The organism is Microbacterium sp. LEMMJ01 (genome assembly GCF_002114135.1).
Classification (GTDB): Bacteria; Actinomycetota; Actinomycetes; order Actinomycetales; family Microbacteriaceae; genus Microbacterium.
Genome location: NZ_NCTV01000036.1, coordinates 520,145 through 536,298, shown reverse-complemented (window position 1 = coordinate 536,298; position 16,154 = coordinate 520,145). Strand labels below are relative to the sequence as shown.

General features: G+C 70.4%; 13 protein-coding genes. 9 read left to right on the top strand and 4 right to left on the bottom strand.

Annotated elements, in window-relative coordinates; all coding sequences use genetic code 11:
• The first annotated feature begins 44 nt into the window (after positions 1-44).
• The 3 genes from B7W94_RS17550 to B7W94_RS17540 all read left to right on the top strand — a co-directional run bounded on the left by B7W94_RS17550 (position 45) and on the right by B7W94_RS17540 (position 1,858).
• Complete coding sequence (locus tag B7W94_RS17550) at positions 45-527, top strand: FHA domain-containing protein (protein ID WP_025105108.1); 483 nt, start codon at positions 45-47, stop codon at positions 525-527.
• A complete protein-coding gene (ftsR, locus tag B7W94_RS17545; protein ID WP_085607902.1) occupies positions 527-1,213 on the top strand; it encodes a transcriptional regulator FtsR in 687 nt (228 codons plus the stop codon). The genes B7W94_RS17550 and ftsR overlap by 1 nt, the downstream gene beginning before the upstream one ends.
• Before the next feature lie 99 nt (positions 1,214-1,312).
• Positions 1,313-1,858: a MerR family transcriptional regulator gene (locus B7W94_RS17540; protein WP_025105106.1), complete on the top strand. Its 546-nt coding sequence runs from the start codon at positions 1,313-1,315 to the stop codon at positions 1,856-1,858.
• 69 nt (positions 1,859-1,927) lie between these two features.
• On the opposite strand, the gene B7W94_RS17535 is transcribed toward B7W94_RS17540, so the two are convergent.
• Positions 1,928-2,740: a ParA family protein gene (locus tag B7W94_RS17535; protein WP_025105105.1), complete on the bottom strand. Its 813-nt coding sequence runs from the start codon at positions 2,738-2,740 to the stop codon at positions 1,928-1,930.
• A gap of 92 nt (positions 2,741-2,832) precedes the next feature.
• On the opposite strand from B7W94_RS17535, the gene B7W94_RS17530 reads away from it, so the two are divergent.
• The 3 genes from B7W94_RS17530 (at position 2,833) to def (ending at position 8,281) form a co-directional block, all read left to right on the top strand.
• The gene (locus tag B7W94_RS17530) at positions 2,833-6,240 is read left to right on the top strand and encodes a pyruvate carboxylase (RefSeq protein ID WP_085607900.1); all 3,408 of its coding nucleotides are present in this window, start codon (positions 2,833-2,835) and stop codon (positions 6,238-6,240) included.
• A 65-nt stretch (positions 6,241-6,305) separates the two neighbouring features.
• Entirely contained in the window at positions 6,306-7,790 is a 1,485-nt protein-coding gene (locus B7W94_RS17525; protein WP_085607899.1) for a MinD/ParA family ATP-binding protein, read from the top strand.
• The gene (gene def, locus B7W94_RS17520; RefSeq protein WP_085607896.1) at positions 7,790-8,281 is read left to right on the top strand and encodes a peptide deformylase; all 492 of its coding nucleotides are present in this window, start codon (positions 7,790-7,792) and stop codon (positions 8,279-8,281) included. Before B7W94_RS17525 ends, def begins: the two co-directional genes overlap by 1 nt.
• A 91-nt stretch (positions 8,282-8,372) precedes the next feature.
• Here the strand turns inward: def and B7W94_RS17515 are convergent, their stop codons facing one another.
• Positions 8,373-10,205 carry an AMP-dependent synthetase/ligase gene (locus B7W94_RS17515; protein ID WP_025105101.1) on the bottom strand — a complete coding sequence of 611 codons (1,833 nt, stop codon included), beginning with the start codon at positions 10,203-10,205 and terminating at the stop codon, positions 8,373-8,375.
• Positions 10,206-10,356: 151 nt separating this feature from the next.
• Between B7W94_RS17515 and B7W94_RS17510 the strand changes: the two genes are divergently transcribed.
• On the top strand, positions 10,357-11,046 hold the full coding sequence (locus B7W94_RS17510; RefSeq protein WP_029989867.1) for a lysophospholipid acyltransferase family protein: 690 nt from the start codon (positions 10,357-10,359) through the stop codon (positions 11,044-11,046).
• Positions 11,047-11,093: 47 nt separating this feature from the next.
• The gene (locus B7W94_RS17505; protein ID WP_029989865.1) at positions 11,094-12,434 is read left to right on the top strand and encodes a class II 3-deoxy-7-phosphoheptulonate synthase; all 1,341 of its coding nucleotides are present in this window, start codon (positions 11,094-11,096) and stop codon (positions 12,432-12,434) included.
• 61 nt (positions 12,435-12,495) lie between these two features.
• Here the strand turns inward: B7W94_RS17505 and pknB are convergent, their stop codons facing one another.
• The gene (gene pknB, locus B7W94_RS17500; RefSeq protein ID WP_085607894.1) at positions 12,496-14,451 is read right to left on the bottom strand and encodes a Stk1 family PASTA domain-containing Ser/Thr kinase; all 1,956 of its coding nucleotides are present in this window, start codon (positions 14,449-14,451) and stop codon (positions 12,496-12,498) included.
• Between the two features lie 76 nt (positions 14,452-14,527).
• Positions 14,528-15,664, bottom strand: a complete 1,137-nt coding sequence (locus tag B7W94_RS17495; protein WP_253247467.1) for a LysM peptidoglycan-binding domain-containing protein — start codon at positions 15,662-15,664, stop codon at positions 14,528-14,530.
• 130 nt (positions 15,665-15,794) lie between these two features.
• Here B7W94_RS17495 and B7W94_RS17490 point away from each other — a divergent pair, with 130 nt between their 5' ends.
• On the top strand, positions 15,795-16,151 hold the full coding sequence (locus tag B7W94_RS17490; protein ID WP_025105098.1) for an Rv2175c family DNA-binding protein: 357 nt from the start codon (positions 15,795-15,797) through the stop codon (positions 16,149-16,151).
• The last annotated feature ends 3 nt before the right edge of the window (positions 16,152-16,154 follow it).

Sequence of the window (16,154 nt, the reverse complement as noted above, 5' to 3'; positions counted from 1 at the left end):
CGCACCCCTTCGGATCGGATAGTCTGGACGACCAGGAGGGCACAGTGACAGACAGCGACAGCCGACCGGCCGGTGAAGCCGCCATCCATCGCTCCGGCGAGCCGAGACACGATGTGACGCAGACGTTCGGACACGATTCCGATCTGTCGTTCGTGCCGTTCGGCGTGGAGTTGACCGATGTCGAGCAGTCGGCCATCGCGGCGCTGCCCTCGGGCTCCGCGCTGCTGCTCGTCCGCTCCGGCGCCCTCGCCGGCGCCCGATACCTCCTCGACACCGACGTCACCACCGTCGGTCGTCACCCGGAGGCCGACATCTTCTTCGACGACGTCACGGTGTCCCGTCGTCACGCGGAGATCACCCGCACCGGGACGACGTTCGAGATCATCGACCAGCGCTCCCTCAACGGCACCTACGTGAACGGGGAGCGCGTCGATCGCAGCGCCCTCGCGGACGGCTCCGAGCTGCGCGTCGGCAAGTTCCGTCTGAACTTCTTCGCTTCTCCGCTCGACCGCGCGGCGAACGCCTGATGGCGGCGACTCCCGCCCGCGAACGCTCGGCGTCCGCGGGCCTGCTGAGTATCGGTCAGGTGCTCGCCCGCCTCACCCCGGAGTTCCCCGACCTGACCTCCAGCAAGCTGCGGTTCCTCGAGGTGCAGGGCATCGTCCGCCCCTCCCGCACCGAATCCGGCTACCGCAAGTTCTCCGCGTCCGACATCGAGCGGCTGCGCCTGGGCCTCACGCTGCAGCGGGATCACTACCTTCCGCTCAGCGTGATCCGCGAGCAGCTCGATGAGGCGGTGGCGTCCGGCGAGACCGCCGCGCTCGCGCCGCCGCCCTCCATCGCCCCCGCGCCGCGTCGCTACCGCCGCGAGGAACTGCTCGCCGCGGCGGGCGCGGGACCACAGCTGCTCAACGACGCGATCAGCACGGGTGTCATCACCGCCCAGGAGACGTACCCGGAATCCACCGTCGCGCTGCTCCGCGGGCTCGTCGCCCTCGATCGGCATGGCATCGAGCCTCGGCACCTGCGCTCCCTGCGGCAGGGCGCCGAGCGTGAGGTGTCGCTCATCGAGTCGGCGCTCTCCACGCTGCTGCGCCGCACGGACGCGGCGTCCCGTGCTCGTGCCAACGAATTGGCCCCGGAGCTGGCCACGCGGATCGACGATGTGCGGACGCTCTTCGTGAAGGACGCGCTCACCCGGATCCTTTCGTAACGAACTGATTGCGACACACCTTCGGCGTCGCACGGATGTCGTTGCCGGTGCCGGGACCCTGCTCTACCGTGGAGATAACCGTTCCAGGGAGGATTTCAGATGAATGCGGATGAGCTCGCAGGCGACCCGCGGTTCGTGACCGAACTCCTCTTCACGGACGGTCTGCCCGCGATGGACGACGAGGTCGGCTACCGCGGCGCCGTGGCGGCCCGTGCCGCCGGCATCACCTACCGTCAGCTGGACTACTGGGCCCGCACCGAGCTCGTGGAGCCCACCGTGCGCGGTGCGAACGGCTCCGGATCGCAGCGCCTCTACGGCTTCCGCGACATCCTCGTGCTCAAGCTCGTCAAGAGCCTGCTCGACACCGGTATCTCCCTGCAGCAGATCCGCACCGCGGTGGACGAGCTCCGCCGTGCGGGTATCCGCGACCTCGCCGGCACGACCCTCATGAGCGACGGCGCTTCCGTCTACCTCTGCACGTCGAACGACGAGGTGATCGACCTGGTCAGCCGCGGCCAGGGCGTGTTCGGCATCGCGGTGGGCAAGGTCCTCCGCGAGGTGGAGTCGACGCTCGTCGCGTTCGATCCGACCGCACCGGACCCCGTCGACGAGCTGTCGGCCCGTCGCGCCAAGCGCACCGCCTGACGCGTCCCCTCCCGCTTCACGAAGAACGGCCACCCTCGAAGAGGATGGCCGTTTCGTCGTTCCGCGGGGTCAGCTCTGCGGTCCGTTCTCCGGAACCGGGACGCGGCCCGTGCGGATGATGCGGTCGAGGAGCTGGTCGAAGTCGGCGGCGAGCTCCTGTGCGGAGTCGCCGGGCCAGATGTGCAGAGGCTTCGCGGCGCCCTGGGCCTGCTGGAGCGAGGTGCGCTCGGGCAGCTGGGGCGAGAGCACGAGGGGACCGAACATGTCCCGCAGCTCCTTGATGCGGAACTGGTGCTCGATCGACTGCGGACGGACGCGGTTGACCACGATGCCCAGCGGCTGGAGGCGCGGGGAGAGGCCCCGGCGGATCTCCTCGATCGCGCGGAGCGCACGGTCCGCCGCGGCCACGGAGAAGAGGCCGGGCTCGGTGACGACCATGACGCGGTCGCTGGCGGCCCACGCCGTTCGCGTCAGGGCGTTCAGCGACGGGGCGCAGTCGATGAGCACGAGGTCGTAGTCGGCCTCAACTGCCGCGAGGGCCTCCTCGAGCTTCCACACGTCGCGGACGCTCGGGTGCGGGCCGTCGAAGTTGATGGCGGACGGACTGCCGATCAGCACGTCGATCGTGCCGGGGTGGACCTTGGCCCAGCCGCTGGAGGTGATCGCCTGACGGACGGTCTTCTCCTTCGGGTTCGCCAGCACATCGGCGATGTTGAGTCGTCCCGCGACCTGGATGTCCATCCCGGTGGAGACGTCGGACTGCGGGTCGAGGTCGACGACGAGCGTCCGGACACCCCGGGCGAAAGCCGCGGAGGCCAGCCCGAGTGTCACGGTCGTCTTGCCGACGCCTCCCTTGAGAGAGCTGACGCTGAGTACGTGCACGGACTCCACGTTACCTTCCCCTAGGCTGGGGGAACACTCAGCCCCGCCCCATGTGCGTGCTTCGGCCGTGCATCGAGCTCTCAGAGGTGTGCATGTTCCAGAAGATCCTTGTGGCGAATCGTGGCGAGATCGCGATCCGGGCATTCCGAGCGGCCGTGGAGGTGGGGGCGCGCACCGTCGCCGTCTTCCCGCACGAGGACCGCGGCTCGGTCCACAGGCTCAAGGCCGACGAGGCGTACGAGATCGGCGAGCGCGGCCATCCGGTCCGCGCCTACCTCGACGTCGACGAGATCATCCGCGTCGCGACCGAGGCCGGCGCCGACGCCATCTACCCCGGCTACGGCTTCCTCTCGGAGAACCCCGAGCTGGCGGAGAAGGCCGCGGCGAACGGCATCGTCTTCATCGGGCCGCCTGCGAAGGTCCTCGAGATGGCCGGCAACAAGGTGGAGGCGAAGCGCCACGCCGTCGAAGCGGGCGTCCCCGTGCTCCGGTCCACCGAGGCCTCGGACGACGTCGACGCCCTGGTCGCCCAGGCGGAGGAGATCGGGTTCCCCCTCTTCGCCAAGGCGGTGGCCGGGGGAGGCGGCCGTGGCATGCGGCGCGTCGAGACGATGGGCGATCTCGGCCCTGCCCTCGCCGAGGCCATGCGGGAGGCCGGCAGCGCCTTCGGCGATCCCCGCATGTTCCTCGAGCAGGCCGTCGTGCGGCCCCGGCACATCGAGGTGCAGATCCTCGCGGACAAGACCGGTGAGACGGTGCACCTGTTCGAGCGGGACTGCTCGGTGCAGCGGCGGCATCAGAAGGTCGTCGAGATCGCTCCCGCCCCCAACCTCGACGACGACGTGCGCCAGGCCCTGCACGGCTACGCCGTCGCGTTCGCCCGCTCGATCGGCTACGAGAACGCGGGGACCGTCGAGTTCCTCCTGGAGACGGCAGGGGAGCGCGCCGGCGAGGTCGTGTTCATCGAGATGAACCCGCGCATCCAGGTCGAGCACACGGTGACCGAGGAGGTCACCGATGTCGACCTCGTGCAGAGCCAGATGCGCATCGCCGCGGGGCAGAGCCTCGCCGAGCTGGGACTGCAGCAGGAGAACCTGCACCTGCGCGGTGCCGCACTGCAGTGCCGCATCACCACGGAGGACCCGACGCAGGGCTTCCGTCCCGACACCGGGAAGATCACGACCTACCGCTCGCCCGGCGGCGCGGGGATCCGCCTGGACGGCGGCACCGTGCACCAGGGCGCTCAGATCAGCCCGCACTTCGACTCGATGCTGGCGAAGCTCACGTGCCGCGGACGCGACTTCTCGGCCGCCGTCGCCCGCGCGCGCCGTGCCCTCGCCGAGTTCCGCATCCGCGGCGTCTCCACGAACATCCCCTTCCTCCAGGCGCTGCTCGACGACGAGGCGTTCATCCGAGGCGACGTCAGCACGTCCTTCATCGACGAGCGCCCGGAGCTGCTCCGCGGACGCGAGTCGAAGGACCGCGGGACCAAGATCCTCAACTGGCTCGTCGACGTGACGGTGAACAAGCCGCACGGTGCGCATCCCGGCGTCATCGACCCCGCGACCAAACTGCCGCCGATCGACCTGGCCGCCGAACCGGCGCCCGGCTCCCGGCAGCGGCTGCTCGAGGTCGGCCCGGAGGAGTTCGCGCGCGGCCTGCGTGCGCAGAGCGCGCTCGCGATCACGGACACGACGTTCCGCGACGCGCACCAGTCGCTGCTCGCGACCCGCGTCCGCACGAAGGACCTCGTCGCCGCCGCGCCGTACCTCGCCCGGCTGACACCGGAGCTGCTGTCGGTCGAGGCCTGGGGCGGCGCCACCTACGACGTGGCGCTCCGCTTCCTGGGCGAGGACCCGTGGGAGCGGCTCGACAAGCTGCGCGCGGCCCTGCCGAACGTCGCGATCCAGATGCTGCTGCGCGGCCGGAACACGGTCGGCTACACGCCGTACCCGACGGCGGTGACCGAGGCCTTCGTCGCGGAGGCGGCGGCGAGCGGCGTCGACATCTTCCGCATCTTCGACGCGCTCAACGACGTGGAGCAGATGCGCCCCGCGATCGAGGCGGTCCGCGCCACGGGGACGGCCGTCGCGGAGGTCGCGCTCTGCTACACCGGCGATCTGCTGGATCCGGCGGAGGAGCTCTACACCCTCGACTACTACCTGGGGCTCGCGGATCAGATCGTCGCCGCGGGTGCGCACATCCTCGCGATCAAGGACATGGCGGGACTGCTCCGTCCCGCCGCCGCCGCGAAGCTCGTCTCGGCGCTCCGGGAGCGCTTCGACCTGCCCGTGCACCTGCACACCCACGACACTCCGGGCGGACAGCTCGCCACCCTGCTCGCGGCCAGCACCGCCGGCGTCGATGCGGTGGACGCCGCGTCGGCCCCGCTGTCCGGCACGACCAGCCAGCCGTCGCTGTCGTCTCTCGTGGCCGCCCTCGCCCACACGGAGCGGGACAGCGGGATCTCCCTCGCCGCGGTCTCCGACCTGGAACCGTACTGGGAGGCGGTGCGTCGCCAGTACGCGCCGTTCGAGTCCGGGCTGCCGGGGCCCACGGGGCGCGTGTACCACCACGAGATCCCCGGCGGACAGCTGTCGAACCTCCGGCAGCAGGCGAAGGCTCTCGGCCTCGCGGACGACTTCGAGCTCATCGAGGACATGTACGCCGCCGCGGACCGCATCCTCGGACGCGTGCCTAAGGTCACCCCGTCGTCGAAGGTCGTGGGCGACCTCGCCCTGCACCTCGCCGCGGTGAAGGCCGACCCCGCAGACTTCGAGGCGAACCCCGAGAAGTACGACGTTCCGGACTCCGTGGTCGGGTTCATGGCCGGAGAGCTCGGCGACCTCCCCGGTGGCTGGCCCGAGCCCTTCCGCTCCAAGGTGCTCGCGGGGCGTTCCGTGCGCACGGGGCTCACGGCGCTGACGGAGCAGGACGAGGCGGAGCTGGCGGGGACGAGCGCCCAGCGCCGGTCCCGCTTGAACACGCTGCTCTTCCCCGCCCCCACGGCCGAGTTCGCGGAGCGGCGCGAGCAGTACGGCGATCTGTCCGTGCTCGACACGAGCGACTACCTCTACGGCCTGGTCCCCGGCCAGGAGCACCTCATCGAGATCGACCGAGGGGTACAGCTCTACGTCGGTCTCGAAGCCATCGGTGAGGCGGACGACAAGGGCATGCGCACCGTGATGACGACTCTGAACGGTCAACTCCGGCCCGTGTTCGTGCGCGATCGCTCGATCGCTGTCGACGCGCACGAGGTGGAGAAGGCCGACACGTCGGTGCCCGGCCAGGTGGCCGCGCCGTTCTCCGGCGTGGTCACGCTCAAGGCCGAGGTGGGCGCGACCGTGCGGGCCGGCGAGCCGGTCGCGTCGATCGAGGCGATGAAGATGGAGGCCGCCATCACCGCCCCGGTGGACGGGGTCGTGGAGCGGCATGCCATCGCCGAGACGCAGCAGGTGGACGCGGGTGATCTTTTGGTCGTGATCCGACCGGCGCACTAATCTTGTGCGGGCGAGGCCGCGCACCCTGGGCGCATCCCGAGGCCCGCACAGGTTGGGAGTGACACGTGACCGCGAAGAAGAACGCCGACCCCGAGGACAGTCCGCTGGGAGTGCTCGACGACGCCGCGTCCGTCGACACCGCCGGCATCGGCATCCTCGGCGGGACCGCGCAGGTGCGGGTGACCCTGCCGGCGGAGGAGGACGACGACCTCGCCGATGACGGCGTGGTGGAGGGAGAGGTCGGGATCGATCTCGTCGTCGACGACCTCACCCTCCCCTCCGCGCAGACGCCCGTCCTCGACCCGCCGCGCATCCACGAGGTGATCGACGCGGTCGTGGTGGAGGAGCCGGTGCCGGCCGTGGTTGCCGCGCCGGAGCGGGCCGCCGAAGAGAAGGCGGCCGCCCTCTTCCTCGCGAAGGCCGATGCCGACCGTGCGGAGGTCCCGGCCGCGAAACCGGCGCGGGCCCCGCAGGTGCCCGTGCAGAAGGAGACCACGATGCCCAAAGCCGACGACACACCCGCCGCCTCCGTGCCCGGACGTCCGGCGCCCCGGACGGATGTGACCCTCACCGCGAAGCGTCTGGGGGAGCTGGGGGAGTCCGCTCGCGAGTCCGCGGACCTCCTCACGACCGATCGCCTCCTCGACCCGCACCGGGTGGCCAAGCCCGAACCTGAGGGCGGGTGGAGTCACCTGCTCTACACGTTGTCCGGTCGGCGGCTGAACATCGGCGACGGGCGCCGTGCGCGCGAGCGCAAGGAGCTGACCGCGCGCATCGCGGCCCCGCTCGCCGGCGGCGCCCGCTTCGTGCCGGTGCTCTCCCGCAAGGGCGGGGTGGGCAAGACCACCGTCACGGCGCTCCTGGGCATGGCCCTCGCGGACGCGCGGGAGGACCGTGTCATCGCAGTGGACGCGAACCCCGATCGGGGCACTCTCGCCGACCGGGTGCAGCGCGCCGCGCACGGCAAGTCCGTGCGCGACCTCGTCCGCATCCGGGACGACGTGCGCGGCTACCACGACATCTCCGCGATCGTGGCTCGGGATGCGACGCGCCTCGACGTGCTCGCGTCGGACGCCGATCCCCGTGTCGCCGAAGCCTTCAGCGACAGCGACTACCGCGATGTCGCCGACGTGGCCGCGCACTACTACTCGCTCGTGCTCACGGACACCGGCACCGGAATCGTCCACTCCGTGATGTCGGCCACCCTCGACCTCGCCGACCAGATCGTCATCGTCTCCGGTCTCAGCGTCGATGAGGCACGGCTGGCCTCCGAGACGCTCACGTGGCTGGAGACCAACGGGTATGCGCAGCAGGCGCGCGACGCCATCGTGGTTCTCAACCAGTCGACCCCGGGCACGCCGCTCGTCCGCCTCGGAGAGCTGCAGGCGCACTTCGCGTCGCGGGCCCGCAGCGTCGTGCGCGTGCCGTACGACCCGCAGATCGCCGCGGGCGGGACGATCGTCTTCGCGAACCTCCTCCCCGAGACCCGGAAGGCGGCGCGGGAACTCGCCGCGCTCCTCGTCGAGGGCCTCCGGACGAAGGCCGCCTGATGACGGTTCGCGAGATCCGCATCTTCGGCGACCCGGTCCTGCGGACGGTGTGCGCGCCCATCGAGGAGATCGACGACGGCGTGCGCGCCCTGGTCGCCGATCTCCTGGAGACCGTCGAGCTTCCGGGGCGCGCCGGCGTGGCGGCCCCGCAGATCGGCGTCGCGCTGCGCGCCTTCAGCTACAACGTCGACGGCGAGATCGGGTACGTCCTCAACCCCGTGCTGACGGAGGTGCGCGGCGAGCCGGAGCCCACGGGGGAGGGCTGCCTCTCCGTTCCCGGACTCTGGCACGACGCCCAGCGCCATCCCTGGGCCCGCGTCGAGGGGATCGACCTCGACGGACAGCCCGTGGTGCTCGAGGGCGACGGCTTGCTCGCGCAGGCGCTCCAACACGAGACCGACCACCTCGACGGCACGCTCTTCCTCTCCCGGCTCGACCCGGAGACGCGGAAGGTCGCGATGCGCGAGGTGCGCGAGAGCTCCTGGTTCTAGCTGTCGACCCACCCCTTCTCGTACGAACCGGCCCCTTACGCGCGAGCGCAAGGGGCCGGTTCGGTCAGAAGGGGGTGGGCCGACGAGGGCGTCAGCCGCCGATCGCGACGTTGGTGGTGGCGACGGGCTCGTCGTAGATCGCGGAGATCTCGTCGGCGAAGTCGTTCATGATGATGTTCCGCTTGATCGACAGCTTCGGGGTGAGGTGGCCCGAGGCCTCCGTCCACTCCGAGTCGAGGATCGTGAACTTGCGGATGGACTCCGCACGCGACACCCGCTCGTTCGCCGCGTCGACCGCGCGCTGCACCTCGGCGCGGACCTGCGGGTTGGTCGAGGCCTCCGCCAGCGTCATCTTCTCGTCGAGGCCGTTGTTCGCGAGCCACGTCGGCAGCATCTCGGGGTCGAGGGTGACGAGCGCCGAGATGAACGGACGCTGGTCGCCGACGACGACGACCTGCCCGACGATCGGGTTCGCGCGAATCGGGTCCTCCAGGGCCGCGGGGGCGACGTTCTTGCCGCCCGCCGTGACGATGATCTCCTTCTTGCGTCCGGTGATCGTGAGGAACCCGTCGGCGTCGAAGCTGCCGATGTCGCCGGTGTGGAACCAGCCGCCGTCGCTGAACGCCTCGGCGGTGGCCTCCGGGTTGTTCCAGTACTCCTTGAAGACGTTGATGCCGCGCACCTCGATCTCGCCGTCGTCGGCGAGACGCACCCCGACGCCGGGAAGGGCGGGACCGACCGTGCCGATCTTCGACTTCGAGGCGAGGTTCACCGTCGCGGGGGCGGTCGTCTCGGTCAGACCGTAGCCCTCGAGGATCACGACGCCGAGGCTGTGGAAGAAGTGACCGAGCCGGGCGCCCAGGGGAGCGGAGCCGGACACCGCGTAGACGACCTTGCCGCCCATGGCCTCGCGGAGTTTGGAGTAGACGAGCTTGTTGAACAGCGCGAACTTGAGCTTCGTCCCGAACGGGATCTTCTTGCCCTCCTCCAGCAGCCGGGAGTGCTCGATCGCGACGTCGGCGGCGGCGCGGAAGATCTTGCCCTTGCCGCCCGCCTCGGCCTTCTGCTCGGCGGAGTTGTAGACCTTCTCGAACACGCGGGGGACCGCGAGGAGGAAGGTCGGCTGGAACGAGCCGAGGGCCGGGAGCAGCTGGCGCGTGTCCGGCTGGTGACCGGTGCGAACCCCCGCATGCACGTTGAGGATGGAGATGAAGCGGGCGAAGACGTGTGCCGTCGTGATGAAGAGGAGGGTGGAGGACCCCGGCGTCTGCACGACCTCGTCGAGGGCCTTCGCGGAGTTGCGGGACAGCTCGACGAAGTTGCTGTGCGTGAGCACGCAGCCCTTCGGTCGCCCGGTGGACCCCGAGGTGTAGATGAGGGTGGCGATGTCGGAGCCGACGGCGAGGTTCCGGCGGCGCTGGATCTCCTCGTCGGAGACCGATGCCCCCTGGGCGGTGAGCGTGTCGATCGCGCCCAGGTGCAGCTGCCAGACCTCCCGGAGCAGCGGCAGGTCGCCGCGCACCTCGTCGACGCGGGCGAAGTGCTCCGGCGACTCGACGAGGAGGGCGATGGCGCCGGAGTCCTCGAGGATCCACTGGATCTGCGACGGCGAGCTCGTCTCGTAGATCGGCACCATCACCGCACCGGCGTAGAAGAGGGCGAAGTCGACGAGGCTCCACTCGTAGGTGGTGCGGGCGAGGAAGCCCACCTTCTCGCCGGGCTGGATGCCCGCGGCGGCGAAGCCCTTCGCGAGCGCGATCACCGCGGTCTCGAAGTCGGCGGCGGTGATGTCGCGCCATCCGTCGCCCTGCGGGACGGAGAACAGCGCCCGGTCGGGAGTCGCCTCGACGCGCTTCGCAAGCAGGTCGGCGACGTTCGCGTCGGGATCGGCGGGGACGATCGCGGGGACTTCAAACTGGACCACGGCAGCTCCTTCGGTACCGGTCGGGCACGGGCGTTGGTCCGAGTCTAGGGCATGGCACCGGGTCGCGGTCAGGGTGAAACTGAGTCGCTTTCCCGAGGCCGCGAGGGGGAACGGCGGGACGATCCGCGACACGGCGCTAGACTTCACCTCGATGTTCTACTGGCTGATGAAGTACGTCGTGATCGGCCCCGTGGTCAAGGCCGTGTTCCGCCCCTGGATCGTGGGGCGGAAGAACGTGCCCGCGACCGGAGCGGCGATCCTCGCCAGCAATCATCTCTCCTTCGCGGACTCGATCTTCCTCCCGCTCGTGATCGACCGGCCCATGTCGTTCCTCGCGAAGAGCGACTACTTCACCGGGCGGGGCCTCAAGGGGTGGTCCACCCGCTTCTTCATGAAGGCGACCGGGCAGCTCCCCATCGACCGCTCGGGCGGAAAGGCCTCGGAGGCATCGCTCAACACGGGTCTCCAGGTGCTCGGCGGGGGCGACCTCCTCGGCATCTATCCGGAGGGCACCCGCAGCCCAGACGGCAAGCTCTACCGCGGCCGCACCGGCATCGCCCGGATGGCACTCGAAGCCAAGGTCCCCGTGATCCCGGTCATCATGGTCGACACCGACACGGCCATGCCCATCGGCCGGCGGATCCCGCGCGTCATGCGGGTCGGGATCGTCATCGGCGAGCCCCTCGACTTCTCCCGGTACGCCGGCATGGAGAACGACCGCTACATCCTCCGCTCGGTCACGGACGAGATCATGGTGGCGCTCCAGCGGCTCGGCCAGCAGGAGTACGAGGACGTCTACGCATCGACCGTCAAGGACCGCCTCCCGAGCCGCGTCACATAGGCTCCGGGGCGCGTCTCGGCGGTGTCGCCGCCCACTAGGCTGGACGCATGCTCCCGCACCACATCGAAGCCCTTGATGCCTGGCGCTCGCTTCCCATCAAGCAGCAGCCGCAGTGGCCAGACGCCGACCGCGTCGCCGACGTCTCCCGGCAGATCTCGAGCCTTCCGCCGCTGGTCTTCGCCGGTGAGGTCGACAACCTCCGCGACCGTCTCGCCCGGGCCGCCTCGGGGCAGGCCTTCCTGCTGCAGGGCGGCGACTGCGCCGAGACGTTCGCCGGTGCGACCGCCGAGCAGATCCGCAACCGCATCAAGACGGTGCTGCAGATGGCCGTGGTGCTCACGTACGGCGCCTCGATGCCGGTCGTCAAGATGGGACGCATGGCCGGGCAGTTCGCCAAGCCGCGCTCCAGCGACACGGAGACCCGCGGCGAGGTCACGCTCCCGGCGTACCGCGGCGACATCGTCAACGGCTACGACTTCACCGAGGGCTCGCGTCAGGCCGACCCCGGTCGTCTGCTGCAGGGCTACCACACCGCGGCGTCGACGCTGAACCTCATCCGGGCGTTCACGCAGGGTGGATTCGCCGACCTCCGCGAGGTGCACTCCTGGAACAAGGGCTTCGCCCAGAACCCCGCCAACCAGCGCTACGAGCGCATGGCCGCGGAGATCGACCGGGCGATCAAGTTCATGGAGGCCGCCGGCGCCGACTTCGACGAGCTCAAGCGCGTCGAGTTCTTCACCGGGCACGAGGGCCTGCTCATGGACTACGAGCGCCCGATGACGCGCATCGACTCCCGGACGGACACCCCGTACAACACCTCGGCCCACTTCCTGTGGATCGGGGAGCGCACGCGCGAGCTCGACGGCGCGCACGTCGACTACTTCTCCAAGATCCGGAACCCGATCGGCGTGAAGCTGGGCCCCACCACGACGCCGGAGACGGCGCTGGCGCTCATCGACAAGCTCGACCCGGAGCGCGAGCCCGGACGCCTGACCTTCATCACGCGCATGGGCGCCGGACGCATCCGCGACGCGCTGCCGCCGCTGCTGGAGGCCGTCCGGGAATCCGGCGCGCAGCCGCTGTGGGTCACCGACCCCATGCACGGCAACGGCATCACCACGCCGACCGGCTACAAGACGCGGCGCTTCGACGACGTCGTCGACGAGGTCCGCGGCTTCTTCGAGGCGCACCGTGCGGTGGGCACGTTCCCCGGCGGCATCCACGTCGAGCTGACGGGAGACGACGTCACCGAGTGCCTGGGCGGGTCGGAGCAGATCGACGAGGCCGCGCTCGCGACCCGCTACGAGAGCCTGTGCGACCCGCGCCTGAACCACATGCAGTCCCTGGAGCTGGCGTTCCTCGTGGCCGAGGAGCTCGAGAAGCGCTGATCCGCGAGGCGGATGCACGAAGGGGCCGGAACGATGTTCCGGCCCCTTCGTCGTCTCGGTCTCAGCCGGCGAAGCCCATGGTGAGCGTGATGCTCGTGCCCTTGCGCTGCGGTTCGGACGGGCTATACGACTCCACGCGCGTGTTCTCGTTCGCGAGGAGGTCCCAGACGGAGTCGGGGAGTCCGGTGCTGCTCGTGTAGCTCCACGTGAAGCCGGCGTCACGCAGGGCGGCGGTGGCCTCGTTGCGCGTCATGCCCGACACATCGGGGACGTCGAAGAGCGGCGGCCCCTGCGAGATGATGAGCTGGATGGTCTCGCCCGGTCGCCAGGCTCCCTCTTCGGCGCGGTCCGCGTATCCGATGACGCGGTCCTTGCCGATGGAGTCGCTCGCGCGGTAGATGCTCTCCTCGGCGACCTTGAGCCCCTTGCCGGTCAGCGCCTCGGTGGCCTGAGCGACGGTCATGTCCGTGACGTCGGGCACGGCGCCGCGGGAGACCTGCATGGTCGCGGTGTCCTTCTCATGCACCGTGCAGCCCTCTTCGCAGCCGAAGGCGTCTCCGCCGTCCCGAGGCGTGATGCGCACGTTGATCACCGAGCCGTTCGCCGCGTCCGTGAAGAACTCCTCGTCGTCGGTGATCTCCAGGTTCGCCGCCTCCAGCGCTGCGCGGACGTCGTTGGCCGACTGCCCGGCGACGGCGGCGAGCTCGTGCGAGGCCGGGCCGGCGGAGACGACGACGGCGACCGTGGTGCCCTTGTCGACCCTGGCGCCGGTACCGGGATCGGTCTCGATGACGATGCCCTCGTCGACGTCGACGGAGAACTCGTCGCGCTGCGTCGGTTCGAAGCCTGCCTCCGTGAGGTCGGCCGCCGCCTCGTCGTACGTCTGTCCCGCGACATCGGGGACCGCGATGAGCGAACCGGGGCCGGAGCCGAACCACCAGCCCACGCCGCCGGCGAGGACCGCCAGCAGGAGCACGAGGGACAGCAGGAAGGTGCCGCGGGCGCGGCGCTTCGAGGCCCGCCGACGGAGGATGGTGGCGTTGTCGATCCCCGGGGAGGTCGCTGTCGCCGGCTCCGGGAGCACCATCGTGCCCGGCATGACCTTGGTGAGGTCGCCGGAGTCGGCCTGGTCACGGGCGGAGCCGGTCGTCCGGGTCACCGCGGGGGCGACGCCGATCTCGCGCTCGATCTCGCGCAGGCGCTCCAGCATCTGCTGTGCGTCGTCGGGCCGCTCGTCCGGCGACTTCTCCGTCGCCCAGAGCACGAGCTCGTCGAGCTGTTCCGGGACCGCGGGGTTGCGCACGCTGGGGCGGGGCACGGACTCGGTGGCGTGCTGGAAGGCGATCTGCATCGGCTGCTCGCCCTTGTAGGGCTGCTCGCCGACGAGCATCTCGTAGAGCATGATGCCGAGCGCGTAGATGTCGCTGCGGGCGTCGGCCGTGCCGCGCGTAACGAGCTCGGGCGCGAGGTAGGCGATCGTCCCGAGCAGCTGCTGGCCGGTCGCCGTGTTGGCCGTGGTGGCCCTGGCGAGGCCGAAGTCGCCGATCTTGATGCGGCCGTCTTCCGCGAGCAGCACGTTCTCCGGCTTGACGTCGCGGTGGACGATCCCGGCGCGGTGCGCCGCGGACAGTCCGGCGAGGACGGCGTCCATGATCGTGATCGTCTGGGCGACGGTCAGGCGCTTCTGCTCGCGGAGGAGTTCGCGCAGGGTGATGCCCGGCAGATACTCCATGACGAGGTAGGCGAGTTCGCCGTCCTGCCCCTGGTCGAAGACGTTGACGACGTGCGGGTCGGCCAGACGGGCGGCCGCGCGGGCCTCCTGGATGAACCGGCTCTGGAACGCCGAGTCGTCGCTGAGGTGCGCGTGCATCACCTTCAGGGCGATGCGGCGCTCGAGGCGCAGATCGGTGGCGACGTAGACGGTGGCCATCCCGCCGCGGGCGATCCGCGCGCGGACGCGGTAGCGACCGTCGACAAGCCGCCCGATGAGGGGGTCGGCCTGATGGTTGGTCGTCACGACAGAAGTCTATGGACGATTGGCTGAAAGCCCCGGGAACGCCTCACCCCTCGACGCATCCGGATTTCCGGAATCGTCACCCGTGCTGGGCGAGCCACGCGTACGCCTGCGTCTCCCACTGCCCGTAGCGCTCGGGGTAGGCGGAGATCTGCACGGCCTGCGCCGCGTCGGTGAAGGACAGCGACTCCCACCCGGGGATGTCGAACAGACCGCGGGTGACGTCGCCGTTGGGATCGCCGGTTCCGCCGTAGAAGACCCGCGTGCTCCGTTCCGCATCCATGATCTGCTCCGGCGTGCCCCAGCCCGTGCTGGGGCGCTGCTGGAACAGGCCGAGCGAATCGCGGTCTCCCCAGTCGAGGTTCCGCAGACCCGACTCCACCATTCCCGTCGCGAGAGCGGTGGCGATCGCGCGGTCGGAGGCGCCCAGCTCACGGCCGATGCGGATGATGAGGGAGGCATTGGCCACCTGCTCCGCATTCAGGGCGGCGGTGCGCTGGCCGCTCGGGGCGGCGGCGGGCGTCGGCGCCGGAGCACCCTGGACGGCGAGCTTCTGACCGGGATAGATGATCGAGGAGGCTTCGAGGCCGTTCCAGGCGAAGAGCGACTGCGTCGTGGTGCCGTACTTCTGCGCGATCGAGAACAGCGTCTCACCGGCGGCCACGGTGTGCGTGGCGGCGGCCGGTGCGGGGGCGGGCGTCGACGGCGCTGCGGCCGGCGCGGCCGCGGGGGCGGCGGGTGCACCCGCGGAGACGACGAGCTTCTGGCCCGGGTAGATGATCGCGCCCTGGGGCAGGCCGTTCGCGGCGAGGACGGCGCTCACCGAGGTCCCGTACGTCCGGGCGATGGCGAACACCGTGTCGCCGGCCGCGACGACGTGCGTCTTCGCCGCGGCAGGGGCGGGCGTCGCGGCCGGGGTCGGAGCCGCCGCAGGTGCCCGCAGGGAGAGAGTCTGCCCGGGGTAGATCACGGAGCGCATCGAGAGCCCGTTCCAGCTGAGGACGTCGGCGGTCCGGAGCCCGTACCGCCCGGCGATGCCGGCGACCGTGTCGCCCGGCTGCACGACGTGCCCCGGCGGCACGTTCTGCGTGGGTACGACGCGCGTCGGAGCGACGCGCTGGCGTTCGTGCGGTGCGAGCGGTGGTGCGGGTGCGGCGGCGGGTGTCGCCGTCAGGGTGGCGGCGAGAGCGCCGGCCACGGCTGTCTGCAGGATCACGTCGGGCCCCCTTTTCGAGCACTTCACGCTGACACGGATGTATAGAGATGTCAACAGAAGTGACGGGTGTGACGCATGGGACGGAAGTGACGAACATGCGACCAGGCCGTGGAGGTGAGATAGTGGCACCGTGTCTGAGAACGTCGCTGCAACCCCTGACTCCGCGCTCGAGTGGCTGACCATGCCCGACCTCGTCGAGGTCCTCGGCGAGCCGTTGGGTCGCGTGCGACGCCTGATCGACGAGCACTACCTCGTCGGCTCGCGCCGCAGCGGTGTCTTCGCGGTCCCCTCCGTGTTCATCGTGGACGGACAGCCGCTGAGCTCGCTGCGCGGAACGATCATCGTGCTGCAGGACGCCGGGTTCTCCGACGACGAGCTGATCGACTGGCTGCTCGCCGAGGACGAAACCCTCGGGCGTTCGCCGATCGCCTCTCTCCTCGCGGGGCACAAGAGCGAGGTGCGCCGGCTCGCGCGCACGCTCGCCTGAGCC